The sequence below is a fragment of the Sinorhizobium alkalisoli genome (assembly GCF_008932245.1).
Taxonomy (GTDB): domain Bacteria; phylum Pseudomonadota; class Alphaproteobacteria; order Rhizobiales; family Rhizobiaceae; genus Sinorhizobium; species Sinorhizobium alkalisoli.
Genome location: NZ_CP034910.1, coordinates 32,810 through 56,091 on the forward strand (window position 1 = coordinate 32,810; position 23,282 = coordinate 56,091).

Below are 23,282 nucleotides of genomic sequence, written 5' to 3' on the forward strand. Positions count from 1 at the left end.
CGGCTCAAGGAGGGCTCCTCCCTCTCCCCGTCTGCCGCGCGGCCTCAATCAACCAGTCGCCGGCCGCTTTCGGCGTCGAACAGGTGAACATGCTGGCTGTCGATCGCCAGACGGATCGTCTCGCCGGGCCTGGCGTTGACGCGTTCCCGAAAAACACCGGTCACCTCCGCGCCGCCGAGCTTGACGATCATCTGAGTCTCGTAGCCGGTCGGCTCGATCACCACGACCTCGGCCGGCAATCCGTTCGGATCGAGGGACAGGTATTCGGGCCGGAGGCCATAGATGAGATTGCGCCCCCGTGCCGCGGCGGCCGGGCGCGCCACGGGCAGAGCCGTGCCGTCCACCGACAGGAAGGCGTTGGGATTGTTCGCATCGAGCCGGCCATTGAGCATGTTCATCGCCGGCGAGCCGATGAAGCCGGCGACGAAAAGATTGGCCGGCTGGTCGTAGAGATCGAGCGGCGCCCCGATCTGCTCGACGATGCCGTCATGCATGACGACGATCTTGTCGGCCATGGTCATCGCCTCGATCTGATCGTGGGTGACGTAGACGGTGGTCGTCTTCAGGCGCTGGTGCAACTCCTTGATTTCGGCGCGCATGGCAACGCGCAGCTTCGCGTCGAGGTTAGACAGCGGCTCGTCAAACAGGAACACCTGCGGATCCCGCACGATCGCCCGGCCCATCGCGACGCGCTGGCGCTGACCGCCGGAAAGCTGGCGCGGATAGCGGTCGAGCAGTCTTGAGAGGCCGAGAATGTCGGCGGCCGCCCCGACGCGCTTATCGACGTCGTCCTTCGCCGATCCTTTCAGCATCAGCGAGAAGGCCATGTTGTCCCGAACCGTCATATGCGGATAGAGGGCGTAGTTCTGGAACACCATGGCGATGTCGCGGTCCTTCGGCGGCAGCCGATTGACGACACGGTTGCCAATACGGATTTCGCCGGCGGTGATGTTTTCGAGCCCGGCCAGCATCCGGAGCAAAGTCGATTTTCCGCAGCCGGACGGACCGACGAGAATGACGAACTCGCCATCCTCGATCTCTATGTTCACGCCCTTGATGACGGGGAAAGCACCGAAGGACTTCCTGACATCGACAAAATCCACGCCTGCCATTTACACTCCTCCCAGAACCTCATTCTCCCCGGACGCCAACGTTATCGCCCCTGCGAGATATAGGGCGGGCGGAGAGCATTGACCGCTATCCGCGGCCGACCAGCGGCATTTTCGTCGCCATCACCGTCATCGTCAGAACATTGGCCGAGAGCGGCAGGCCGGCCATGTAGACAACGGCCTCGGCGACGTGCTTGACCGGAATGGTCGGCTCGGACGCTATCTCGCCATTGGCCTGCAGCACACCACTGCTCATCTTTTGCGTCATGTCCGTTGCGGCATTGCCGATGTCGATCTGGCCGCAAGCTATGTCGAAGGGCCGCCCATCGAGTGCGGTCGACTTGGTGAGCCCCGTGATCGCGTGTTTCGTCGCCGTATAGGGCGCGGAGTTGGGTCTCGGCGTCGTCGCCGAAATCGATCCATTATTGATGATGCGCCCACCGCGCGGTTCCTGCGCCTTCATCAGCCGAAAAGCCTGCTGGGTGCAGAGAAATGCACCCGTCAGGTTGGCGGCGAGTATCCCGCTCCATTGCTCGAAGCTGATCTCCTCGAGCGGCACCGGCGGCACGTTGGAGCCGGCATTGTTGACGAGCAGGTCGAGCCGGCCAAACTCACGGCGGATTGTCTCGAAAAGGCCCGCCACCTGATTGGGGTCGCCGACGTCGCAGGGAACCGCCCGGACGGTGCCGCCGGTTTCCGCCGCGATCTCGTTTGCCGTTTTCTGCAGTACATCCAAACGGCGCCCGGTGATGATGAGGGCGTAGCCCTCGGCGCTCAGCGCCGTTGCCATGCCGCGTCCGACGCCAGTGCCGCCGCCCGTCACGAGGGCGATCTTGCCTTCGCCCGATTTCTTGCCTTCTGCCATCTCAGATCTTGCCTCCGAGTTCGTCCTCGATATGGATGCGGATGATCTCGTCGAAGCTGGTTTCGGCGGTAAACCCGAGTTCGCGCGCCCGGCGTGCATCGAAGTTGGTTGGCCAGCCGGCGACGATCGCGCGGATGACGGGATCCGGCTCGCGGCGGATGAGGCCGACGGCCTTCGCTCCCGCGACGCGCCCGAGCGCCTCGATCTCTTCGCCGACCAGCGCCGATAGTCCCGGCATGGTGAGGTTGCGCCGCGGCCCGATACGGTCGGTATCCATGCGTGCCGCGTGGACGAAAAACCCCACGGCCGAGCGCGGGCTTGCAAACCAGTGTCGGACGTCTTCGTCGACCGGCAGCACGGCCACTTTCCCGGCGAGCGGTTCGCGCAGAATGTTGGAGAAGAAACCGGAGGCCGCCTTGTTCGGCGCGCCGGGCCGAACGCAGATGGTCGGCAGGCGGATGCCGATCCCGTCGAAGAAGCCGCGCCGCGTATAATCGGTCAGCAGCAGCTCGCAAATCGCCTTCTGCGTTCCGTAGCTCGTCAGCGGCGTGGTGAAGAACTCGTCGCCGATCTTCTCCGGGAACGGCTGGCCGAAAACGGCGATCGACGAGGCGAAAATGACGCGCGGTGTGTAGCGCTCGCGCTGGCCTTCCTGGCGGATCGCCTCGAACAGCGCCCGTGTGCCGTCGAGATTGACGCGGTAGCCCTTGTCGAAATCTGCCTCTGCTTCACCGGAGACGATTGCCGCCAAATGGAAGATCACGTCGGGCCGCGCAGCAACGAGCCGTTCGGCTCCGCCCTCCGACGCGAGATCGAGCGCAAACGTCTCCGAAATCGCGGAAAGGGCTGCCGGGGCCACCGGTTCGACCACGTCCACCAAAGTCAGCAGCGCGATCCCATGGCCGAGAGCATCCGGCTCCACGGCCAGCCGTTCGACGAGTTTTCGGCCGATCATGCCGGCCGCACCGATGATCATGACGTGCATTCGCGGCGAACCTCCTCCTGTTCGGCCACCGTCCGGATCAATCCGGGTTGAGCGTTCCCTTGTGCTTCTGCTTCTTGCCGCCCGCAGCGCCTTTGACGAGCAGGTCCTTCGTGGTCTGATAGATGCGCATCAAGTGTTGGCGGAAGGCCGCGACGACCGCCTCTCGGTCCCCTCGCCGGAGGCCTTCGACGATCACGCTGTGATCCTGATAGCTCGCCTCGATGGCGCCCGCCCGGGACATGGCGCTGCGGCGATAATCCATCATATAGGTGTACAGGTCGGTGACGAAGTCCGACAGCAGCAGATTACCGCAGGCTCGGTAGATCGCCACATGGAATTCGCGATCGCAGATGAGGAAGCGCATTGCGTCGTTGCCGCAGAGCCTTTGCGTTTCCAGCAAGGCTTCGAGCTTGCGCAGCGTTTCTTCATCCATGTTCTCGGCGGCGTCGCCCACCACCTTCAGCTCTATGTGAAGTCGGGCTGCGTGGACGTCTTCGAGATCGTAGCTGTCGATGGCATTGGGCGAAGCGATCGTCACGGGCAAATGACTGAGGTCGACGTTGGCGACGCGGCTGCGGCTGCCCTGTGAAACCTCTATGATGCCGCGCGCTGCGAGCGTCTGGATTGCGCCGCGTACAGTCTCTCGGCTGACGTGGAGCACACTTGCCAGCTCCCGTTCGCCCGGCAGTTCGTCGCCCGGCCGCAGCATGTTGGTCGCGACCAGCACCATTAGCTTGTCGGAAATCACCTCGCGCGCGGTCCGGCGCTCAAGGCTCCGGCCGACCTTCGGCATCTGCGTGAGGATTGGACTGCCGTTCACTCTCACCGCCTCCGACTGATCAACTGGTTGGTCCACCGGATCAGTATGATGAGTAGGGAGCAAAGCGGGCGTCGGGTCAACCCCTCTTCGTTGCCGCGCCGCACAAAAAAAATTCCGCGCTCTCGTTTGCAGTGCATGATGACGGGACGACCCGGTCACCCGTGATCGTGGTCTTCACGGTTCTCATGCGAAGGCAGTTCGAGCCCGAAGGTCTTCACGAGATCCTCGACCTGCGCCGGGGTCAGATAGCGCGGATTGAGATTGCGCAGCAGCAGGTAGAGCTTTGCGGTCTCCTCGAGCTCCTCGGTCGCGAACACCGCCGCCTCGAGACTTTCGCCGCCGACCACCGGGCCGTGGTTGGCAAGCAGCACGGAGGAATATTTGCCGGCCAGGCCTCGGATCGCATCGGCGACCGCGGGATCTCCGGGGCGGTAATAGGGCACGAGCGCCGTTTCGCCGGCACGCATGAGATAATAAGGCGTCATCGGCGGCAACACGGCGCGCGGATCGATTTCGGGCAGCATGGTGAGCGCCACCGCATGGGTCGAATGCAGATGGACGATCGCCCGCGCGCTGCCGCGCGTCTCATAGAGGGCGGAGTGCAGCGGGATCTCCTTCGTGGGCTTGTCGCCGGAAACGAGCCGTCCTTCTTCGTCGAGCCTGGAAATGCGGGCCGGATCGAGGAACCCGAGCGAGGCGTTGGTCGGCGTCACCAGCCAGCCGCCATCGTCGAGGCGCAGCGATATGTTGCCGGAGGAGCCTGGAGTGAGCCCTCGCTCGAATAGCGAACGGCCGTAGCGGCAGATTTCCTCGCGCAGACGCGTCTCGGACATGGGGGCGGTCCTTTCGAGTTCAGGCGGTTGCGCCTTCGACAAGTTCGAAACCGAGGTCGACGACCTGCGACGGTGCGTTCGAAACGACGAGCTCTGCGGCCACCTGCCCCGTCATCACCCGGGGCGTGCGGATGGTCGAGAGCGGCTGCGGTGTTGCCCGACCGATGTCGAGGCCGTTATAGCCGAAGATCGCCAGTTGCGAGGGGATCGAAATTCCTCGCGCGAGACAGTGGAAATAGCCACCGATCGCCATGTCGTCGTTCGAGAAGTAGACGGCATCGAGGCCAGGCGAACGGGCAAGCAGCTGTTCCAAGCCCTGTCTTCCGCTTTCCACCGACGAGGGGCCTGGACTGATCTGCCGATCCACGAGCGGGAAACCGGCTGTCTCCAGCGCCGCGCAGAAGCCGGCGTAACGCTTTCCGGCACGCGTATCGCGCTCGACATCATGGCCAACATATCCGATCCGGCGATAGCCACGCTTCAACAGAAACGCAGCGCTTTCCCGGCCGGCCGCGCGGTTGGAAAAGCCGACAGCGATATCCACCGGTTCGCCGTCCACGTCGAGCACCTCCACGACCCGGCGGCCGCTCGCGCGCATCATCTTGCGCGTGCCCTCATTGTGTTCGAAGCCCGCGAGCACCACCGCCGTCGGCCGCCAGGCGAGCATCGCCGCAACGAGCGCCTCTTCACGCCCCGGATCGTAGTCGGTAACGGCGAAAACAGCCTGGTGCTGGTTTGCCTCCAGCACGCCGCTTGCGCCGCGCAACAGGTCGGGAAAAACAATGTTCGAGAGCGAGGGTATGACGAAGGCGACGAGACGCGAGCCGGCGGAGGCGAGCGTCCCGGCTATCCGGTTCGGCACGTAACCGAGCCGCTCGACGGCTTCCATCACCCGGTCCCGCGCCTTTCGAGAAAAGGAACCTTCGTTTCGCAGGACACGTGAAACTGTACTCTCGCCGACGCCGGCCGCTTCCGCCACCTCTGCCAGTGTTACCGTCCCCTGCTGCTTGAAATCCACACTCATTAGAACCCTGCTCCGGCCTGATTGCGGTGACATCAAGAACCAGCCGCGTTCCATTCAACATCAGTTTTTTTGGCAGCGCTACCATTTTCCTCTTGGCAGCGCTGCCAAACTGTCGTAGATAATTATGGCAGCGCTGCCACTTTTGTGGGACGCGCCTCGTCGGGCGATTGCATGGCAATTCAAGAAGTGGAGGAAATCATGACGCTGCAAACACCGGTGCCGGTCGATGGCGCATATCTGGATCGGGCAGTCGAAGACCGCGCCTATGCCAAGGTCTTTTGGAGAATTATCCCGTTTTTGATGCTGTCCTACATGGTCGCCTATCTCGATCGCGTCAATGTCGGATTCGCCAAGCTGCAGATGTCGAGCGAGCTCGGCCTTTCGGAAGCGGCCTACGGCATCGGCGCGGGGATTTTTTTCATCGGCTACTTCCTGTTCGAAGTACCGAGCAACGTCATCCTCAACCGGGTCGGTGCCCGCGTATGGATCGCGCGCATCATGATCACGTGGGGCGCCATCTCCGCCGCCTTTGTGTTCACGACGTCGGAGACGGTATTCTACGTCCTGCGCTTTCTGCTCGGGGTGGCCGAGGCGGGGTTCTTCCCGGGCATAATCCTCTATCTCACCTGCTGGTACCCGTCACACCGTCGCGCCAGAATTGTTGCGACCTTCATGTCGGCGATTCCGATCTCGGCCATCTTCGGCAATCCGCTGTCCGGGCTGATCATCGACAGTTTCCATGGGACCCATGGCCTCTCCGGCTGGCAATGGATGTTCCTCATCGAGGCAATCCCCGCCGTCCTGCTCGGCATGGTCACCCTGTTTTACCTTGACGACAGGATTGGCGACGCCAAATGGCTCACGGACGTCGAAAAGATCGTACTCATCGTGAACATCAGCTCCGACAACCGAGCGAAAGCCTCTAGCCCGCACGACATCGCCTCGACCATGACTGATCCGCGCGTCTGGCTGTTGTGCCTCATCTATTTCTGCTTCGTTCTCGGGCAATACGGACTGAATTTCTGGATGCCGACCATGGTCAAAGCCTCGGGCGTGGCCGGAAACCTGCAGATCGGCCTGATCTCCGCCATTCCGTATATATTCACCTTCGTCGCCATGCTGGCGCTCGGGCGCTCCTCGGACCGGCTGCGCGAGCGCCGGTGGCATCTGATCGTCCCGGCTCTGATCGCGGCGGGCGGCTTCGTCACCGCGACCATGGCAGGAAGCACGACTGTCGCCATTCTCTGCCTTTCGTTTGCCGCCGCCGGCGCCATCAGCTGCGCGCCGCTGTTCTGGTCGCTCCCGACGGCCTTCCTCGCCGGGACCGGCGCCGCCGCCGGCATCGCCTGGATCAACTCGGTCGGCAACCTTGCCGGATTCCTCGGACCGTTTATGGTCGGCTATCTGAAGGATTTCACCGGCAGCAACAGCGCAGGCATGTATTTCCTGGCCGCCGTTCTTGTTGTCGGCGCGCTCGCGGTGTTGGCGGTGCCGGCCAAAAGCGTCAACCGCTAAGCAGAAATCCATCGGTTGACCGACGAGTATCTGCTTAGACTCCTTAGGATTGCCGCAGGTTCTGATTGCAAAACCGTGGGACACTTTGCGGAACCTGCTTGGAAGCCAAAAAACCCCTCCCGGCCGTCAATCCGGAGGGGTCGCCAAACTCACGACGGGAGATACTGTCATGTCATTGAATGGTGAAAATCACGACCCCCGTGCGGCCGTGATAGGTCTCGGCTCCATGGGCTTCGGCATGGCGCAGTCGATGGTGCGCGCCGGCCTTGAGGTTGTCGGTTACGACATCACCGAGAACGCGGTGGAGCGCTTCCTCGCCGAGGGCGGCCGCGCTGCGCAAAACCTGACGGATGCGGTTGAGGGTGCCGATATCGTGGTGTCGGTCGTCGTCAATGCGCAACAGACGGAAGCGGTGCTTTTCGGCCCCGACGGGATCGCGAGGGCAATGAAGCCTGGGTCGGTCTTCATTTCATCGGCGACGATGGACCCAGCTGTCGCGCGCAGGCTGGCTCAGCGGCTCGAGGCGCTCGGGCTCCACTATCTCGATGCACCGATTTCGGGCGGCGCTGCTAGAGCCGCGAAAGGCGAGCTGACGATCATGGCGTCGGGCTCGCCCCAGGCCTTTGCCGCGGCGCGTCCGGCGCTCGATGCCATGGCCGCCAAAGTGTATGAACTGGGCGACGTGTCCGGGATCGGCGCCGCCTTCAAGATGATCAACCAACTGCTTGCCGGCGTGCATATCGCCGCCGCCTGCGAAGCGATCAGCTTTGCGGCCAAGCAGGGTCTTGATCTTCAAAAGGTCTATGAAGTGATCACCGCTTCGGCCGGCAATTCCTGGATGTTCGAGAACCGCGTTCCGCACGTGCTCGCAGGCGACTACACACCGCTCAGCGCCATAGAGATCTTCGTCAAGGATCTCGGCATCGTCCAGGACATGGCGCGCGCCGAGCGCTATCCGGTGCCGCTGGTGGCGGCCGCGCTGCAGATGTATCTCGCTGCGTCCGGCGCCGGCATGGGCCGCGACGACGATTCCTCGCTCGCGCGCCTCTATGCCCAGCTTTCCGGCACCACGTTGCCGAGCAAGAGTTAGGAGCGCAGCCATGCCGGTCTTTGCCGCCAATCTGACGATGATGTTCAACGAGTGGTCGTTCCTCGACCGCTTCGACGCCGCCGCCGCGGCGGGTTTCACCGCCGTCGAATGCCTCTTTCCCTATGAGGCGCCGCCAGAGGCGGTTGCCGAGCGGCTGGCGCGCAACGAATTGCAGCAGGCGCTTTTCAATCTGCCGCCGGGCGATTGGGCCGCAGGCGAGCGCGGCATCGCAGCCCTTCCCGGCCGCTTCGACCAGATGAAGGCGGATGTCGAACGGGCGCTCGATTATGCGGAAGCGACCGGCGTCAAAAGGCTGCACCTGATGGCGGGGCTTGCCGATCCTGCCGATGCGGCGGCAACGATCGCCTATCGGCGCTCGGCGGCCTACGCGGCAGAGCGCCTTGCCGACAAGGGGCTCGACCTGGTGATCGAGCCGATCAACGGCCGCAACATGCCGGGCTACTTCCTCAATGATTTCGGCAGCGCCGAGCGGGTGATCTCGGAACTCGGCCACGCCAATTTGAAGCTGCAGTTCGACATCTATCACCGCCAAATTATCCATGGCGACGTAACCATGGCGCTTCGCCGCCTAATGCCGATCATCGGCCATATCCAGATCGCCAGTGTGCCATCCCGGCACGAGCCGGATGGGGAGGAGCTCAACTATCCTTTTCTCTTCGGGGAAATCGACAGGCTCGGCTATAGCGGCTTTGTCGGCTGCGAATACACGCCCCGCGGGTCGACGCTCGACGGCCTCGGCTGGTTGAAACCGTTCGCAAGGAGCTGAAAGATGGCCATACTCCTCGGTTCGATCGCCGACGATTACACCGGCGCCTCCGATCTCGCGAACACGCTGACGAAGAACGGGCTTAGCACGGTGCAGACGGTCGGCATCCCCTCCCCCGCTCTTGCCTTGCCGGACGTCGACGCCGTCGTCGTCTCGCTCAAGATCCGGTCCGTCGCCGCCGGTGAGGCCGTTGCGGCCGCTTTGAAGGCCGAAAGGTGGCTGCGTGACCGGGGCGCCGCGCATGTGCTCTACAAGGTCTGTTCGACCTTCGATTCGACCGATCGGGGCAATATCGGCCCGGTGACGGAAGCGCTGAGCGAGGCCGCAGGCGGCGGGACCGTCCTGATCACCCCGGCCTTCCCGGAAACGGGGCGCACCGTCTATCTCGGCCATCTCTTCGTCAACGGTCAGCCGCTCAACGAAAGTCCGCTCAAGGACCATCCGCTGAACCCGATGCATGATCCCAATCTGGTGCGAGTAATGGCGCGGCAGTCGCGCGGCGCGGTTGGGCTCGTCGACCTTCCGACCGTGATGGCAGGACCTGACGCGGTGATGGCACGGATCAGGGCGATGAATGCGACGGGCGTAGCGACGGCGATCGCCGATGCGGTCGCGGAAAACGACCTCGAGACGCTCGGCGAAGTGGCGTGGCAGACGGCCCTGTCGACGGGCGCCTCCGGCCTTGGGCTCGGCCTTGCGCGGGCGATCGCACGGTCCGGCCGCGCATCCCCGCCGGGCGGTACGGCGACCGACGCCATTCGCCCCGTCGGTGGTCTGGCGGCAATCGTCGCCGGCAGTTGCTCGGCGGCGACATTGCGGCAGATCGAGGTCGCCGAACGATCGATGCCGGTCTTGCGGCTCGACACGGAAAGGCTGCTCACGGGATCCGACGAGATTGCCGCGGCAATTGCCTGGGCCGGCGAGCGGATCGCGGCAGGGCCCCTCGTCATTGCCGCAAGCGCCGCACCCGACATCGTCTCACGGCTGCAGGCGCAATACGGACGGGAGGCGTCCGGTCACGCCATCGAAGCTGCGACGGCAGCGATTGCCAGCGAGCTTGTGGCGCGCGGCGTGAAGCGTCTCGTCGTCGCCGGCGGCGAGACCTCCGGCGCCACCGTCGACCGGCTTGCCATTCCTGCTTTCCTGATCGGCCCGGAGATCGCGCCCGGCGTACCGGTGCTCCGCACCGTTGGCAATGAGCAGGGCGAGATGCTGATGGCTCTGAAATCAGGCAATTTCGGCGGCGAGGACTTCTTTGCTGCGGCATTGGCGAAGATGCACTGATGCTGAGGCAGGTTCCGGAATAGCCCACGGTCGTGCGATCAGAACCTGCGACTTGGTGCCCGTGATAAATGGCCGAATTGGGTGGTGGAAAGCGGAGCTTGGACAGCAACCCCTTGGGTGGCGGCAATCCATGCGAGAAGCCGACATCTCGACACTTCCGGCTCACAAGAGCTTGAGGGGAAGCAACACTGGCCCTCTCGACTACAGCGGCTTTTCCGTCAGTAATTTGCCGCTCAACAAATCCCGAGCTTCGCTCGCACCCTCGCTCTTCAAAGTCGCAGGGCCGGCGGCCAGCGGTTCGTTGGCGCGCCTGCCGAACTGCTCGATGTCCTCGATCAGCATTTTCATTTCGGCAATTTCCTTCACCTGATCACGAGTAATCCTATCTGCCAAATAGCGCACACGCGGATCACGAATGTCAGCCTGTCGCGCGTTGTTGATAGCTATGGAGTGATGCGGAATCATCGCTTTCATGAAGTCGACATCGCCGATTAGCGCTTGGCTGCGGTTCACAGTCAGTAGCGCGCCGCCGCCGATGATCGCCACCGCAAGTACCGCAATTTTCGCGACTTCTGGTCGGTACATCCGCCACATGAAAGCCAGCATTACCGCTGTCATGACGCAGCCCATCACCAGGGAGGAAATGAACCGGGTCAAGCTGAACAGCGCATGGTCCCAACTGTAAACGAGCTGGTACATCAGAAAGAACATGATTACCGTCGATGTGGCGATCATCGCCGCGAAGCGTCCCCACCCCATACTCATCATTTGATGCTGATCCATCGCCGCGACCTCCCGGTTCAGGCGCTAAACGGATAAGTTGGCTTTTTGTTCATATTCAACACTGCCGGGCATGCCCGACGCGCTGAATTTTCGAGTCCGGTGAATGCATTGAGAGCTGCGAGGATGCCGGAACTTCAGCAGCAGTAGCAGGCGTTTTCAGCGCCGTCCAAATCGGGAGCGGGCAGGCTCGATAAAGAGCATCCGGCGAGCGCTGGGCTGGCTGCCGGTGCACGGCTACGATGTTCGGGGGACGGTGCAGTGCAGGAAGCTCGCCCGTGGTTCGGGCGTCATCGATGAATCGGCGAATGGAGGCTACGCGCGGTCCGCCGACGGCCTCGGCCTCCCCGACGATCGCCATGCTGACGCAGAAGCCCTTGCAAACATTACTGCTTCACAAGCTTCTGGGCATCTTTCGGGAAGGATTTGTGGTCGCCATGCGTATGCCCGCCGCTCGCCATCTCACGATGATGGTTGTCGGACTGCGCGATTTCAGGATTGTACGAAGCGCCATGCATTGCGGCAGAAGCCTTCGGCAATGAGTAACCCGTCAGCGACATGACAATCGCCAAGCGGAGCAGAACCAGCATCTTCTGCAATGTGATTCGAAACATACTCATCCAACCGAGGACGAGCATCGGTCCCAAAGTTGTCAATTGCCAGTTCATGCAGACACGCGATTCGCGTCTATTATGTGGCACCGCAACGAACGGCCGCGGAATCTATCTGGCTGAAGACGGATGTTATGGTTCCAACGATGGCAGGGCCAAGCAAGAAATGGCCGGGCATGGAAGGGCGCATCGCCGTTCCCGTTCCTCGATCCGCACGAGGTCCGATGACAAATCTGAGCACGTATCTCAGCCTTTCACTCGTCGCATTCGGCGCTGCGACCTTTGCTGCCTTTCCAGTCCGAACCCGTGCCGACCTGCTTGCGTCAAGGCAATTCTCAACGGCCCGGCTTCTCGTCGCCGCGAGCGTCGGCGACTGCTTTGGTCGGTCGGCAATTGAACGTCAAGGCCATCCTCCGCTCGCTGCCATCAATCGACAGCATAGCACGTTCGTTCCACCAAGAAGGGCTACCAGGTTTCGTGCCTTGCAGGCCGTAGTGACGCGGACAGAAACATAATTACGACCAAGATGGCCAGCAATTCTCTTGCGCGTCTCCGGACGGCGACGAGCGCTCACGGAGCGCGGCGCCCGACGAATATTTTGGGAAGGATTGCATCTGGATGTGTTCGAAAGCGGTGAAATGGTCTGCCCCCATCCTTGTGGCGGCCGCGGTTGCCGCCGCGGCCATTTCGGCAGCGGCGGCACAGGTGGTTTCATCCGACAAACTGGTTCAGGAAAGGCAACGGGACATGAAAGCGATGGCGGCCGCGGCCAAAAGGATCAACGACATGTTCAAAGGCACGTCACCTTATGATGCGAAGGCGTTCAAAGCGGCCGCCGAATCCATCAGGGCGCATTCTGGGGAAAGGCTGTCTTCGCTGTTTGACGGCTCCGTCACTGCCGCCGGCTCGAAGGCCAGTTCAATCATCGAAACTGAGCGACCGAAGTTCCACGACCTGGCGGCCGAACTTGGCGTCTACGCCTCGGCGCTTTCGATCGCGGCCAATCGCAACCCGGATGTTCTCGGTCCTGAAATGCGAATGCAGGGCGGCGATGCGATGATGGGTGGGCCGATTGCGAGGAAGCCGCAGGCGACGCGGGACGTCGCGTCGATCCCCGCAGAGCACGCGTTTCACATGATGCTGCAGACTTGCACCTCCTGCCACGCCAAGTTTCGCCTCCAGACCGAGTAGTCACAGGCGCCGAGTTTGCTTCGTTATAGCCGTTTCCCGAGCTTTCTGTGCTGTTTGCGCCAACCGTATCGCATCAGACCGCGGCTTGCAGATTGAGAGCACGGTCGTCGTGATCAGTACGGCAATGCCTGCCGGCAGATTCGACCAGATTGACGTTCGCCGAGAAGACGCCGGGCACTACGAGATGGTCTTTTCGACATGTCGCAGGCAGGAGGCGCACGTCGTGCCTTCGATGCCGAAGTTCGGTGGAGACTGGTGCTGAAGTGAGGATTTTTCGATCTGTGTCAATGCAGTCATCGGAGCGATTCCCATTGCCACCGCACCGTCAGATAATTCTTCCAAAAAAATGAGGTGACCTGCCACTGAGTTTTCATCCAGCGGCGATTAGAGCCTCGGCGTCGAGCAGTATGTCGCGGCGAATGCTGAGGGCCTGGCCGAACTTGATGAACGTCGTCCCAGAGTGCCCCGGCAAAGAGGAAGGTATTGTCGATCGTCGACAGCTCGCATTGCCGGACGCGCCTGCCGTCCGGATGATTCGCTCCGATCCTCGGAATTCCGCAGACAATTCTGACGGCGGAAACAGTCTATGCGCCCGCCACGATCGGCGATTAGCGCCGTCGCCTTGTCGACCATCATTCCGCGGATCGGGTCCTTGGCGCACGCGTGCCGCGCCTTCCTTCAGGAAAGGGGACGCGGACGCCGATGCTGGTTGATGTTGCTTAGGGTGGTCGCAGCGCGCGCTATGACCGTCTGTTCGAAGTCGAGCTTGATCCGCATCAAGGTGGATTTTCGCGCTAGCGGTATTTTCAGAAGAATTGCGGGCACCTTGCTGCGAGCTGACTGCCAAGCCGGATGAGTTGGGAGAAACGAAAATGGCGACACCGCGAATGATCCTGCTGGCGAGTTCCCTGTTTTTGCTCGGAACGCCGGGCTTTTCCGAAGACGCACATCACCCGGAGTCAACAGCCGGACAGATGAGCGAGCAAACGACGCAAACGCAAGCCCCCGCCACCAGCCCGAGCGCCATGATGCCGCACGGCATGATGTCCGGTGGCATGATGAGCGGAATGATGGGGATGATGGGCGGCGGCCAGGCGCCACTGGGGATGATGGGCGGCGGCCAGGCGCCACTGGGCATGATGGGCGCGGGTCAAGGGCCGATGGGCCCACCCGATATGGGACTGATGGCCAAGATGATGGCCCCCGAACACATCGAGGGGCGTCTCGCGTTCCTGAAGACGGAACTCAAGATAAAACCCGAGCAAGAGTCGTTGTGGAACGCCTTCGCCGAGGTTCTGCGCGCCAACGCCCGCGGCGTGCAGGATGGCATGATGCAAATGCCGGGCGCAATGGGACCGGGTGGGCCCGCGGCGACCCCATTGCAGCGCATTGAGTTCCGGGAAAGCGCTCTCGCAAACCGGCTCGACGGAGTGCGCAAGCTGAAGGGAGCTCTCGCTCCTCTCTATCAGGCGCTCGACGGAACGCAGAAACAGATGGCGGACAGGCTGCTCCTGCCGCCGATGATGGGAATGATGTGAACGAACGGCCGGGGAGGCCATCGCGATGAGCAGCGAAGACCGCGCTGGGCAACCGGCGCCGGAGTTGCACAGCGGACATGATCGCGAAGGTGCGGAGCCAGCCGGATTCTGGCGATCGAACACAGGGATCGTGCTGAGCGGCTTCCTGTTGATCGGTGGCTTTCTCCTCCTCTCGGAGCATCGCCTGCACGCATTCAGCTACCTGCCTTATCTGCTTGTCCTTGCCTGCCCACTCCTGCACCTGTTTCACCATGGTTATGGAAGCCATGGAGCGCACAAGCACGAGTGGCAGTCGGGAGCGGGGGAGAAATCGAGGGCTGATTGAGCCGGCCGAGGCGACGCTCTCCTCCTCTTATTTCGCGGGAGGCATGGCGCGCGCGGCAGGTTCCATGCTGAGGGCTGAATTGGTCCTCTCGGCGCCGGGGCGCTCGGTTGGTGACGCATGAGCACGCTCGATACCAAATTGCAGCGGGATTTGCGGCGACTTTGGGGGCAGGTCCTCGCCATCGCCCTCGTGGTCGCTGGTGGTGTCGCATCGTTGGTGATGTCGACCGGATCGTTCCGATCGCTGGATGAGACGCGCACGGCCTATTACGAGAGGCACCAGTTCGCCGACATATTCGCGGAAGTGACGCGGGCTCCGAAAACGCTTGTCGCGAGGATCGCCGAGATCTCCGGCGTCGCCGCGGTCGAGGCCCGCATCGCCGAATTCGCACTGCTAGACATACCGAACTTTCGCGAGCCGGCGACCGGCCGTTTGATTTCTCTTCCGGAGAATGGTCCGCCGCTTCTCAATCGGCCTTATATGCGAGTCGGGCGCTTGCCGGACGCGAACGATCCGGACGAGGTAATGGTCAATGAGAGCTTTGCGAAGGCGCACTCCTTTGAACCGGGAGACCGCTTCTCGGCTACGCTCAACGGCCGAAAGCGCGAGCTTACCATCGTGGGTATCGCACTGTCGCCGGAACTTGTCTACGCGATCGGGCCCGGCGATCGCATGCCCGACGATCGCCGCTTCGGTGTGATCTGGATGTCGGAGCGCGCCCTGGCCGAGGCCTGCGATCTCGATGGCGCGTTCTCGTCGGTGAGCCTCAAGTTGATGCCGGATGCGGTGGAAACCGACGTCATCGATGCGATCGATGACCTGCTTGAGCGCTATGGCGGCGGCGCAGCCTACGGACGCAAGGATCAGACGTCCCATGCCTATCTCAATCACGGCCTCGACATGCTCAGGAACATGAGCCGCACCCTGCCGCCGATTTTCCTCATCGTCAGCGCCTTTCTCGTCAACCTGACGCTCAGCCGACTCGTGGCGCTCGAAAGGGAGCAGATCGGGCTTCTCAAGGCACTGGGGTACCGAGACACCAGCATTGTCGTGCACTATTTGAAATTCGTCGCCGCTACCGCCCTCATCGGCATCATGATCGGCAGTGCGGCGGGGACCTGGCTGGGTTCCTATGTGACGCGGCTTTTCGGCGAGTATTACCGCTTCCCGTTCCTCGTCTTCTCCGAGAATTTCAACGTCTATGTCCTTGCGGCTGTTCTCAGCACGGCGGCTGCGCTGGGGGGCGCGCTCCGCTCCCTTCGCGAGATCACCTCGTTGCAGGCGGCGGTCGCGATGCAGCCGCCGGCTCCCCCGACGTTCCGACGCCTGCTGCTCGGATGGCCTACATTCGGTACGCTCATCTCGCGGCGAACGATGATGATGCTCAGAAACATCGCCCGGAAGCCGATCCGGGCAGCCCTGGCGACGCTGGGCATGGCCTTTGCGACCGGCATTCTCGTCGTCTCGCTGTTCGTCCGCAATGCCATGGAGGAACTGATCGACGTGACCTACTTCATGGCCGATCGCCAGGATGCAACGATCAGCTTCGCGGAGAAGCGGCCGGAGACGGTTCTGTTCGATGTGAGCAGACTGCCCGGCGTGCTTGCGGTCGAACCTTATCGTCAGGTCCCCATCCGCGTCCGAAAGGGAAGCCGCGAGCGCAGGACATTGCTGTCCGGGAGGCCCGCCGGCGCAGACCTCAGCCGGATTATCGATGTCGATCTGCGCACCGTCAGCTTGCCGGAGGCGGGGGTGGCAATTTCCGCCTATCTCGGGCGCCTTCTGGATGCGCGCGTGGGCGACATAGTCGAAGTGGACCTGCTCGACGGCCGGCGGCGGACGATTCAACTGACCGTAGCCGCCCTGGTGGAGGATTATTTCGGCATTGCCGCGATGATGGACGCGCAAGCGCTTTCCCGCTTGTTGCGCGAAGCCCCCACGGTGAATGGCGTCCATCTCAGTGTGGATGACGGCAAGCTTGATCTGCTCTACGAGGCCATAAAGCGGATACCGACGGTTGCGGGGGTCGCGCTGCAGCGTGTGTCCCTCGTGAACTTCCGTCAGAGCCTGGCGATCATCGTCACGACGATGGCCGGAATCTATACTGGGCTGTCCGTCGTGATCGCCTTCGGCGTCGTCTACAACAGCGCCCGCATCTCGCTTTCGGAGCATGCGCGCGAACTCGCAACACTCAGAGTCCTTGGCTTCAGCCAGGGCGAGACGATGCGCATTCTGCTACTCGAACTGGCCGTCATTGTCGCCCTTGCCCAGCCGCCGGGTTGGGCAATCGGCTACGGCCTTTCATGGGTGATGAACAAGCAGCTTGCCGGGGAGCTCATGCGCGCGCCCCTCGTCGTCGAGAATGCCACCTATGTGCTGGCGACAGCGATCGTCTTCTTCGCAGCATTGATTTCGGCGCTTGTTGTCGGGCGTCGCGTTTACGAGTTGGACCTGGTGTCCGTGCTCAAAACCAGGGAATAGGGCCGTGCAAAGGAAGTGGCTGAAACGGGCCGGATGGCTTATCACTGTCGGGGCGGCGGCTGCTGCCGCCGTCTGGTTCGCCTGGCCGCGGCCGGTGCCCGTCGACACGGCACCGGCGGCGAGGGTGCCGATGGCCGTGACGGTCGACGAAGAGGCACGAACGCGGGTCCGGCATGTCTACACCGTATCCGCGCCCGTTACCGGAAAGGTCCTCCGTATCTCTCGGCCCGACGGTCACGACCAGACCTCTTTGCATGTCGGCGACGAGGTGATCGTGGGCAAGACGATCGTCGCGGTCATGGAGCCAGTGACTCCCGGCCTGCTCGACGTCCGCTCTCGCGCGGAACTGGAGGCGGCGCTCGTCGCGGCAAACGCCGTGGTGACCTTGGCGGAGGCCGAAATACGCCGCATCGAAGCGGCAGTCAGCTTCGCTCGTGCCGAGCTTGCGCGCGCGGAGGGGCTTGCGCGCAGCGACACGATTTCCGCGCGGGACCTGGAAAAGGCGAGGTTCGATCTCGAGACGATCGAGGCCCAACTCGCGACGGCGAAGGCACAGCTCGAGGTCCGGCGGCGAGAGCAGGCGGTGGCATCGGCGCACCTCACCGGATCGTCCGAGGCGGATGCAAGCGCCGGCGAAGGCTGCTGCGTCCAAATCCGCGCACCCGTGAACGGCCGCGTGCTCAGGATCGTCCAGGAGGACGAAGCAGTCGTTCAGGCCGGCGCGCCGCTCGTCCAGATCGGCGATCCGAAGGACCTCGAGATCGTCGCGGATTTTCTCTCGACCGAGGCCGTACAGATCAAGACCGGTGCTGCGGTCACCATTGACGGCTGGGGTGGACCGATCGTGCGCGGCCGGGTGAAGCGAGTCGACCCCGCCGGTTTTGTCAAGGTCTCGGCCCTCGGCATTGAGGAACAGCGCGTCGGCACCGTGATCGATCTCGTCGATCCACCCGAATCCTGGGCCCGACTGGGTCACGACTTCCGGGTCATCGTTCACGTGGCCATTTGGGAATCGGCAGACGCCCTGACCATACCTGTGAGCGCGCTGTTCCGGCGCGGCGACGACTGGGCCGTCTTTGCGGTCAAGGACGGTCGTGCCCGTGCCACGATCGTGCGCACTGGACAGCGAAACAGCAAACTGGTCGAGGTGTTGTCGGGGCTTTCTCCAGGGGACAGGGTCTTGCTGCATCCAAGCGACCGGGTGGCCGAGGGTACGGCGGTGGCGGAGCGCGAGACGCGCTCCCTAGAGTAGCCTCTTATGAGACTCTTTGTCCGCTTAAGCGCGGCGGAGCTGTCGTTCACAGCGAGATGATTGAACGACAGCAACGGGTCGAGAGCGGTATTCTGTTCCGGTACTAAGTGTTAGATTAGGTTTTCGTCAGTGGGCGCATCGGCCCGAAATTCGTATCTGCTTGAGAGGACTTGCTTGGCTATAGGCTAGTCCCTCGGCAATTGCCGCGCTGCCCACTCGCTTTTCGGGATCGCCTTGCCAATGGCGTAACTGAAGGAGACGACCGCCGTGGTCTCGGAGCTGACCTCGCATTTGAAATCAACCGCGTACCATTTCCGCTGGCTGCGGAAGGCGCCGCCATTGGCACTCATGCCATCGGGAGAAACCAACCCTCCCGACGGGCCGAACGGCACGAGCATGTCCGGAAAGGCATCGGGTCTCTGCCGACGGATCTGCTCGAGCGCCTCGATGGTGCATAGCTGGACGATACGCCTCTTTGGCGGCAGCCGACCGATCGCCTGCTTGACGCGCGGATCGGACAGCGCATCCTTGGAGTAGAGTTCCCGTGCTTCTTGGAGCGCTGGCGCCTGACGCTCGGGTGCTGTCTGCTCGGGATTTGCGGCCTTATCCGCCTTGGCGGCCTGGGGCGTGGGCTTCGCCTCGGGAACGGGCGCACTCGGCGGCGCCACGGCATCGGCGGCCGCGTCGACAGCCTCCTTAGCTTCAACACGCAATTCCGCAGGTGCCGTCCTGATAACGGACGGTTCGTCTTTCGCGGCACTCTCCGGCTTCGGCCGTGAAAGATCGATCGTCTTTGGTGCCGCCGGGGGCAATTGCGGCTGAGTGGGCTTTTCCTTGTCGAGCCGCGCGGAAGCGGACTCGAATGCCTGCGGCTGCGCACGCGCTCGCTCCGGACTCGGCTCCGTACGTTCTTCCGGCGACTTCTCCTCCGCTTGCGACGGCGGTGGAACGAGCTCGACATTCACGCTTTTCTCCTGCGCCGGCGGGCCATGCTCTGGCAATCGGACCAGCAGCAAGAACGCCAGGGCCAGATGCAGGGCGACCGAGGTCGGTATGCCCCAACCGGTTTCCCCCCACATTTTCCTGATGACGCGTTGCATTGCTCGAAAGTCCGCGGACACTATCCGCGGAACCTAAGAGCTCGACCGCCTTACAACAAGGGTGAATGCCGTCACCCGTGCTCGATGCGATAGGGGGCAGTGAAGAAATGCTCCTCCAGATTGCAGCCTTCGCCGCCGCGGTCGACGACGACGAAGTCGGAAATCCCATGAAGCGGCGTCAGGATGCCGTGCCAGACGTTTCGTGCGATATTGACGCCCTGGCCGGGCGCGGTCTCGAAGGCGATCGGCGTTCCCGGATGGCCACCTTGATCCGGCGCAACGACGACGAGAAATGTGTTTTTCGTCAGCGGCACGAAAGCCTGGCTGCCGAGCGGATGGCGCTCGACCATGGTCAGCGTCAGCGGCAGGTCATAGGGCTCGCCGCGCAACAGGCTAATCAGCACCCGCGCGCCCGGCCCGGTCGCCTCGACCTGGGCAAGATCATGGTGGCGGGTGCACTTGCCGGCGTTGATCGGAAAGCTCTTTGCCGCGTCCATTTCGATCACATCGCCGAAGGGCGCGAAGGCAGCAGGGGTCAGGGGCCGGATCGGCAGGGACATCGCTTGAACTCTGCCATGCAGTTTTGCTTCTATCTCGCTCATTGGATCAGTATCGCCCTGAAATCATTGACGTTAGTGCCGGTCGGCCCGGGTTTGAAGAGATCGCCGAGCAGGTCGAAAGCGGTCCAGCTGTCGTTGTCATCGAGCAGCGCCGCTGCACCGGCCCCGCGCTTGAGGAGCCGGCCGGCCGTCCTGTCGTCGGCGAATGCGCCGGCATTGTTTTCGGAACCGTCGATGCCATCCGTGTCGGCGGCCAGGGCCGAGATGCCTTGAACGCCGTCGATGCCGAGCGCGAGCGACAGCAGGAATTCGCCGTTGCGGCCACCCTTGCCTGTGCCCCGCATGGTGACGGTGCTCTCGCCGCCGGAAAGAAGGACAACTGGCTTCTGGAAGGGGCGTTCACGCGTCGCCACCTCGCGGGCGATGGCGGCATGGACCAGCCCGACGTCGCGCGCCTCGCCCTCGATGGAATCCGACAGAATGGCTGCCGCAACTCCCGTCGCCCGCGCTTTTGCCGCTGCGGCCTCCAGCGAAACGCCAGCGGACGCGATCAGCCGCACTTCATTGCGGGCAAAACGCGAATCGAATGGCGTCGGCGCATCCGCCGCCATCGACGCCAACCACCGCATGACCGCGCCCGGCAGAGATAGTCGGTAGCGCTCGATGGTGTTCATGGCATCGAAGCGGCTCGAATGGTCGGCAATCGTCGGACCGGAGGCGACGAGAGCGGGGTCGTCACCGGGAATATCGGAAACGACGAGCGAAACCACGCGCGCCGGATGGGCGGCCGCAGCCAGCCGGCCGCCCTTTATCAGGGAGACCTGCTTGCGCAACGCATTCATCGCCCGGATCGGCGCACCGGAGGCAAGCAGCGCGCGGTTGACGGCGATTTCATCCTCGAGTGACAGCCCCGGCGGCGGTGCCGGCAGCAGCGCCGAGCCGCCGCCGCAGATCAGCGCGACGACGAGATCGTGCTCGGTCAGGCCGTCGACCTCGGCAAGAAGCCGGCGCGACGCCATGAGACCATTCTCGTCCGGCAGGGGATGGGCGGCTTCGAGTACGTCGATGCGCTCACAGCGAACGCCGAAGCCGTAGCGGGTCACGACGGCGCCGCCAAGCGGCCCGTCCCACAGCCGTTCGAAGGCGCGCGCCATTTGCGCGGCGCCCTTGCCGGCACCAACGACGACGGTGCGCCCCTTCGGCCGCTTCGGCAGATTGGCCGCGATGACGCCCGCCGGGTCGGCGGCGGCGACCGCCGCCGTGAATAAGGTCTCCAGGAATGCACGCGGATTGGCGATAACGGCCATAAATCCCTCCCTTTCGAAAAAGACCCGGGCGGCGGCTCCTCCTTCCGCCGCCCGGATGCACGATCGCCAATGGTGGATGGGGAAGCCCGCCCGGCGGATCATGCGCTTCGCAGCACTTCACGCGACCGGATGGTTCGCCATCCGCTCCAGCGCGCGGACCAATCCGGAATGGTCGAGTCCGCTGTCGCCATTGGCGGCGCAAATGTTGAAGAGTTCCTGCGTCGCCGCCGTATTCGGCAACGAGATGCCGAGGCTCTTCGCCCCCTGCAGGGCGAGATTCAGATCCTTCTGATGCAGCGATATGCGGAAGCCCGGTTCGAATGTCCGCTTGATCATGCGTTCGCCGTGCACCTCGAGGATGCGTGAGGAGGCAAAGCCGCCCATCAGCGCCTCACGCACCCGCGCCGGATCGGCGCCCGCCTTGGACGCGAAGACCAGCGCCTCGGAGACTGCTTCGATCGTCAGCGCGACGATGATCTGGTTGGCGACCTTGGTCACCTGCCCGTCACCGCAATCGCCGACCAGCGTGATGTTCTTGCCCATCAGCTTGAAGAGCGGCAGAGCGCGCTCGAAAGATTCCGGCGTGCCGCCGGCCATGATGCTGAGCGAAGCATTCTTCGCACCGACTTCGCCGCCGGAGACCGGCGCGTCGATATAGTCGGCTCCCGTTTCGCGGACCTTCCTGGCGAATTCCTTCGTGTCGATCGGCGATATCGAGCTCATGTCGATGACGAGCTTACCCTCGCCGAGACCGTAATAGACGCCGTTCTCGCCGAAGAGGACATCTTCCACTTCCGGCGTGTCCGGCAGCATGAGGATGATCGTGTCGAGGGCCTCGGCAAGCGCCTTCGGCGTCTCGACGAGTTCCAGGCCGTGGTCGACGAGCTCCTGGCGCGGCGGGATGATGAATTTCGAGGTGATGATCCTGTGGCCGGCATCCTGCAGGTGACGCGCCATCGGCGTGCCCATAATGCCCAGTCCAATGAAACCGATAGATGCCATTACTTAGCTCCTGATCTTGATGATGTCTGCGGATTGGCGGCGTGCGAGTTCGGACCCGAGCCAGCCGAGCCCGTCCGCGGTGGTCGTTCGCGGCTTGTATTCGCAGCCGATCCAGCCGTCGTAGCCGGCGGCCTCCAGCGCGTCGAAGACGAAGGGGTAGTTGATCTCGCCGGTGCCCGGCTCGTTGCGACCCGGATTGTCGGCGAGTTGGATATGCGCGATCCGGTCCGAATGGCGCTTGTAGGTGCCGATCAGTTCGCCCTCTGTGCGCTGCTGATGATAGAGGTCGTACTGAATGAAGATATTGTCGCTGTCGACTTCCTCGATGATCGCGGCCGCCTGTCCGACCGTGTTCAGATAGAAGCCCGGAATGTCGAAGCGGTTGATCGGCTCGATCAGCAGTCGGATGCCGTGCCCGCCAAGTTCGCTTGCCGCAAGTTTCAGATTGGCAACGAGTGTCGTGCGCAACACGCTGTCCGGCACGCCGTCGGGCGCGATGCCGACAAGGCAATTTACCTGGCTGCAATCGAGCGCCGTCGCATAGTCGATGGCACTGGCGACACCCCGGCGGAATTCGTCGATGCGATCCGGCAGGATGGCGATGCCGCGCTCGCCGCCCGCCCAATCGCCGGCCGGCAGGTTATGCAGGACCTGGACGAGTCTATGGCGATCGAGCGCGGCGCGCAGCGCCATTTTCTCGAACTCGTAGGGAAAGAGAAATTCCACCCCTTCGAAGCCGGCCCTGGCGGCGAGCGAGAAGCGGTCGAGGAACGGTGCCTCGTTGAAGAGCATTGTCAGGTTTGCCGCGAATTTCGGCATTGCG

Annotated in this window: 21 protein-coding genes and 2 pseudogenes; 9 read left to right on the forward strand and 14 right to left on the reverse strand. The window is 63.0% G+C overall.

The window, feature by feature from the left end; all coding sequences use genetic code 11:
* Positions 1 to 44: 44 nt before the first annotated feature.
* From EKH55_RS17755 to EKH55_RS17780, 6 genes are all read right to left on the reverse strand, one after another.
* Positions 45 to 1,112, reverse strand: coding sequence for an ABC transporter ATP-binding protein (locus tag EKH55_RS17755; RefSeq protein WP_151612063.1), 1,068 nt, complete (start codon positions 1,110 to 1,112; stop codon positions 45 to 47).
* 85 nt (positions 1,113 to 1,197) lie between these two features.
* Positions 1,198 to 1,974 (reverse strand): SDR family oxidoreductase, encoded by a 777-nt coding sequence (locus EKH55_RS17760; RefSeq protein ID WP_151612065.1) that lies wholly within the window; start codon positions 1,972 to 1,974, stop codon positions 1,198 to 1,200.
* A gap of 1 nt (position 1,975) precedes the next feature.
* Entirely contained in the window at positions 1,976 to 2,959 is a 984-nt protein-coding gene (denD, locus tag EKH55_RS17765; RefSeq protein ID WP_151612066.1) for a D-erythronate dehydrogenase, read from the reverse strand.
* Positions 2,960 to 2,996: 37 nt separating this feature from the next.
* Entirely contained in the window at positions 2,997 to 3,779 is a 783-nt protein-coding gene (locus tag EKH55_RS17770) for a FadR/GntR family transcriptional regulator (RefSeq protein ID WP_151612068.1), read from the reverse strand.
* Between the two features lie 155 nt (positions 3,780 to 3,934).
* Positions 3,935 to 4,612, reverse strand: a complete 678-nt coding sequence (gene otnC / locus EKH55_RS17775; RefSeq protein ID WP_151612070.1) for a 3-oxo-tetronate 4-phosphate decarboxylase — start codon at positions 4,610 to 4,612, stop codon at positions 3,935 to 3,937.
* A 19-nt stretch (positions 4,613 to 4,631) separates the two neighbouring features.
* Positions 4,632 to 5,636: a LacI family DNA-binding transcriptional regulator gene (locus tag EKH55_RS17780; protein ID WP_151612072.1), complete on the reverse strand. Its 1,005-nt coding sequence runs from the start codon at positions 5,634 to 5,636 to the stop codon at positions 4,632 to 4,634.
* 198 nt (positions 5,637 to 5,834) lie between these two features.
* On the opposite strand from EKH55_RS17780, the gene EKH55_RS17785 reads away from it, so the two are divergent.
* The 4 genes from EKH55_RS17785 (at position 5,835) to otnK (ending at position 10,312) form a co-directional block, all read left to right on the forward strand.
* The gene (locus EKH55_RS17785) at positions 5,835 to 7,151 is read left to right on the forward strand and encodes an MFS transporter (RefSeq protein ID WP_151612074.1); all 1,317 of its coding nucleotides are present in this window, start codon (positions 5,835 to 5,837) and stop codon (positions 7,149 to 7,151) included.
* Between the two features lie 169 nt (positions 7,152 to 7,320).
* Positions 7,321 to 8,241, forward strand: a complete 921-nt coding sequence (gene ltnD / locus EKH55_RS17790; RefSeq protein ID WP_151612076.1) for an L-threonate dehydrogenase — start codon at positions 7,321 to 7,323, stop codon at positions 8,239 to 8,241.
* A gap of 10 nt (positions 8,242 to 8,251) precedes the next feature.
* Positions 8,252 to 9,028, forward strand: a complete 777-nt coding sequence (gene otnI / locus EKH55_RS17795) for a 2-oxo-tetronate isomerase (RefSeq protein WP_151612078.1) — start codon at positions 8,252 to 8,254, stop codon at positions 9,026 to 9,028.
* Between the two features lie 3 nt (positions 9,029 to 9,031).
* A complete protein-coding gene (gene otnK, locus EKH55_RS17800) occupies positions 9,032 to 10,312 on the forward strand; it encodes a 3-oxo-tetronate kinase (protein WP_151612080.1) in 1,281 nt (426 codons plus the stop codon).
* A gap of 201 nt (positions 10,313 to 10,513) precedes the next feature.
* Here the strand turns inward: otnK and EKH55_RS17805 are convergent, their stop codons facing one another.
* Together EKH55_RS17805 and EKH55_RS17810 are read right to left on the reverse strand one after the other, a co-directional pair.
* Positions 10,514 to 11,095, reverse strand: a complete 582-nt coding sequence (locus EKH55_RS17805; RefSeq protein ID WP_151612082.1) for a DUF305 domain-containing protein — start codon at positions 11,093 to 11,095, stop codon at positions 10,514 to 10,516.
* Between the two features lie 238 nt (positions 11,096 to 11,333).
* A pseudogene (locus EKH55_RS17810) lies at positions 11,334 to 11,712 on the reverse strand (hypothetical protein); the annotation flags it as partial.
* Between the two features lie 609 nt (positions 11,713 to 12,321).
* On the opposite strand from EKH55_RS17810, the gene EKH55_RS17815 reads away from it, so the two are divergent.
* A complete protein-coding gene (locus EKH55_RS17815) occupies positions 12,322 to 12,894 on the forward strand; it encodes a cytochrome c (RefSeq protein WP_151612084.1) in 573 nt (190 codons plus the stop codon).
* A gap of 145 nt (positions 12,895 to 13,039) precedes the next feature.
* On the opposite strand, the pseudogene EKH55_RS30155 reads toward EKH55_RS17815, so the two are convergent.
* Positions 13,040 to 13,191: pseudogene (locus EKH55_RS30155) on the reverse strand (cation transporter); the annotation flags it as partial.
* Positions 13,192 to 13,766: 575 nt separating this feature from the next.
* Here EKH55_RS30155 and EKH55_RS17820 point away from each other — a divergent pair.
* From EKH55_RS17820 to EKH55_RS17835, 4 genes are all read left to right on the forward strand, one after another.
* The gene (locus EKH55_RS17820) at positions 13,767 to 14,432 is read left to right on the forward strand and encodes a Spy/CpxP family protein refolding chaperone (RefSeq protein ID WP_151612086.1); all 666 of its coding nucleotides are present in this window, start codon (positions 13,767 to 13,769) and stop codon (positions 14,430 to 14,432) included.
* Positions 14,433 to 14,457: 25 nt separating this feature from the next.
* On the forward strand, positions 14,458 to 14,757 hold the full coding sequence (locus EKH55_RS17825; RefSeq protein ID WP_151612087.1) for a DUF2933 domain-containing protein: 300 nt from the start codon (positions 14,458 to 14,460) through the stop codon (positions 14,755 to 14,757).
* Between the two features lie 117 nt (positions 14,758 to 14,874).
* Positions 14,875 to 17,238 carry an ABC transporter permease gene (locus EKH55_RS17830; protein ID WP_151612089.1) on the forward strand — a complete coding sequence of 788 codons (2,364 nt, stop codon included), beginning with the start codon at positions 14,875 to 14,877 and terminating at the stop codon, positions 17,236 to 17,238.
* Between the two features lie 4 nt (positions 17,239 to 17,242).
* Positions 17,243 to 18,490 (forward strand): efflux RND transporter periplasmic adaptor subunit, encoded by a 1,248-nt coding sequence (locus EKH55_RS17835; protein ID WP_151612091.1) that lies wholly within the window; start codon positions 17,243 to 17,245, stop codon positions 18,488 to 18,490.
* 185 nt (positions 18,491 to 18,675) lie between these two features.
* Here the strand turns inward: EKH55_RS17835 and EKH55_RS17840 are convergent, their stop codons facing one another.
* The 5 genes from EKH55_RS17840 to hyi all read right to left on the reverse strand — a co-directional run bounded on the left by EKH55_RS17840 (position 18,676) and on the right by hyi (position 23,278).
* Positions 18,676 to 19,590: a DUF930 domain-containing protein gene (locus tag EKH55_RS17840; RefSeq protein WP_151612093.1), complete on the reverse strand. Its 915-nt coding sequence runs from the start codon at positions 19,588 to 19,590 to the stop codon at positions 18,676 to 18,678.
* A gap of 71 nt (positions 19,591 to 19,661) precedes the next feature.
* The gene (locus tag EKH55_RS17845; RefSeq protein ID WP_151613863.1) at positions 19,662 to 20,150 is read right to left on the reverse strand and encodes an ureidoglycolate lyase; all 489 of its coding nucleotides are present in this window, start codon (positions 20,148 to 20,150) and stop codon (positions 19,662 to 19,664) included.
* 38 nt (positions 20,151 to 20,188) lie between these two features.
* Positions 20,189 to 21,457 carry a glycerate kinase type-2 family protein gene (locus tag EKH55_RS17850; protein WP_151612095.1) on the reverse strand — a complete coding sequence of 423 codons (1,269 nt, stop codon included), beginning with the start codon at positions 21,455 to 21,457 and terminating at the stop codon, positions 20,189 to 20,191.
* Between the two features lie 117 nt (positions 21,458 to 21,574).
* Positions 21,575 to 22,459 (reverse strand): 2-hydroxy-3-oxopropionate reductase, encoded by an 885-nt coding sequence (locus EKH55_RS17855; RefSeq protein WP_069461100.1) that lies wholly within the window; start codon positions 22,457 to 22,459, stop codon positions 21,575 to 21,577.
* 3 nt (positions 22,460 to 22,462) lie between these two features.
* Positions 22,463 to 23,278 (reverse strand): hydroxypyruvate isomerase, encoded by an 816-nt coding sequence (hyi, locus tag EKH55_RS17860; RefSeq protein WP_151612097.1) that lies wholly within the window; start codon positions 23,276 to 23,278, stop codon positions 22,463 to 22,465.
* Positions 23,279 to 23,282: the final 4 nt, after the last annotated feature.

Excerpts from the sequence above, each read along its gene's own strand:
- otnC (WP_151612070.1), bottom strand. The coding sequence starts at position 4,612 with ATGTCCGAGACGCGTCTGCGCGAGGAAATCTGCCGCTACGGCCGTTCG.
- ltnD (WP_151612076.1), top strand. The coding sequence starts at position 7,321 with ATGTCATTGAATGGTGAAAATCACGACCCCCGTGCGGCCGTGATAGGT.
- hyi (WP_151612097.1), bottom strand. The coding sequence starts at position 23,278 with ATGCCGAAATTCGCGGCAAACCTGACAATGCTCTTCAACGAGGCACCG.
- EKH55_RS17855 (WP_069461100.1), bottom strand. The coding sequence starts at position 22,459 with ATGGCATCTATCGGTTTCATTGGACTGGGCATTATGGGCACGCCGATG.
- EKH55_RS17785 (WP_151612074.1), top strand. The coding sequence starts at position 5,835 with ATGACGCTGCAAACACCGGTGCCGGTCGATGGCGCATATCTGGATCGG.
- EKH55_RS17850 (WP_151612095.1), bottom strand. The coding sequence starts at position 21,457 with ATGGCCGTTATCGCCAATCCGCGTGCATTCCTGGAGACCTTATTCACG.
- EKH55_RS17820 (WP_151612086.1), top strand. The coding sequence starts at position 13,767 with ATGGCGACACCGCGAATGATCCTGCTGGCGAGTTCCCTGTTTTTGCTC.
- EKH55_RS17825 (WP_151612087.1), top strand. The coding sequence starts at position 14,458 with ATGAGCAGCGAAGACCGCGCTGGGCAACCGGCGCCGGAGTTGCACAGC.
- EKH55_RS17780 (WP_151612072.1), bottom strand. The coding sequence starts at position 5,636 with ATGAGTGTGGATTTCAAGCAGCAGGGGACGGTAACACTGGCAGAGGTG.
- EKH55_RS17830 (WP_151612089.1), top strand. The coding sequence starts at position 14,875 with ATGAGCACGCTCGATACCAAATTGCAGCGGGATTTGCGGCGACTTTGG.
- EKH55_RS17755 (WP_151612063.1), bottom strand. The coding sequence starts at position 1,112 with ATGGCAGGCGTGGATTTTGTCGATGTCAGGAAGTCCTTCGGTGCTTTC.
- EKH55_RS17815 (WP_151612084.1), top strand. The coding sequence starts at position 12,322 with ATGTGTTCGAAAGCGGTGAAATGGTCTGCCCCCATCCTTGTGGCGGCC.
- otnK (WP_151612080.1), top strand. The coding sequence starts at position 9,032 with ATGGCCATACTCCTCGGTTCGATCGCCGACGATTACACCGGCGCCTCC.
- EKH55_RS17845 (WP_151613863.1), bottom strand. The coding sequence starts at position 20,150 with ATGTCCCTGCCGATCCGGCCCCTGACCCCTGCTGCCTTCGCGCCCTTC.
- EKH55_RS17805 (WP_151612082.1), bottom strand. The coding sequence starts at position 11,095 with ATGGATCAGCATCAAATGATGAGTATGGGGTGGGGACGCTTCGCGGCG.
- denD (WP_151612066.1), bottom strand. The coding sequence starts at position 2,959 with ATGCACGTCATGATCATCGGTGCGGCCGGCATGATCGGCCGAAAACTC.
- EKH55_RS17840 (WP_151612093.1), bottom strand. The coding sequence starts at position 19,590 with ATGCAACGCGTCATCAGGAAAATGTGGGGGGAAACCGGTTGGGGCATA.
- EKH55_RS17760 (WP_151612065.1), bottom strand. The coding sequence starts at position 1,974 with ATGGCAGAAGGCAAGAAATCGGGCGAAGGCAAGATCGCCCTCGTGACG.
- otnI (WP_151612078.1), top strand. The coding sequence starts at position 8,252 with ATGCCGGTCTTTGCCGCCAATCTGACGATGATGTTCAACGAGTGGTCG.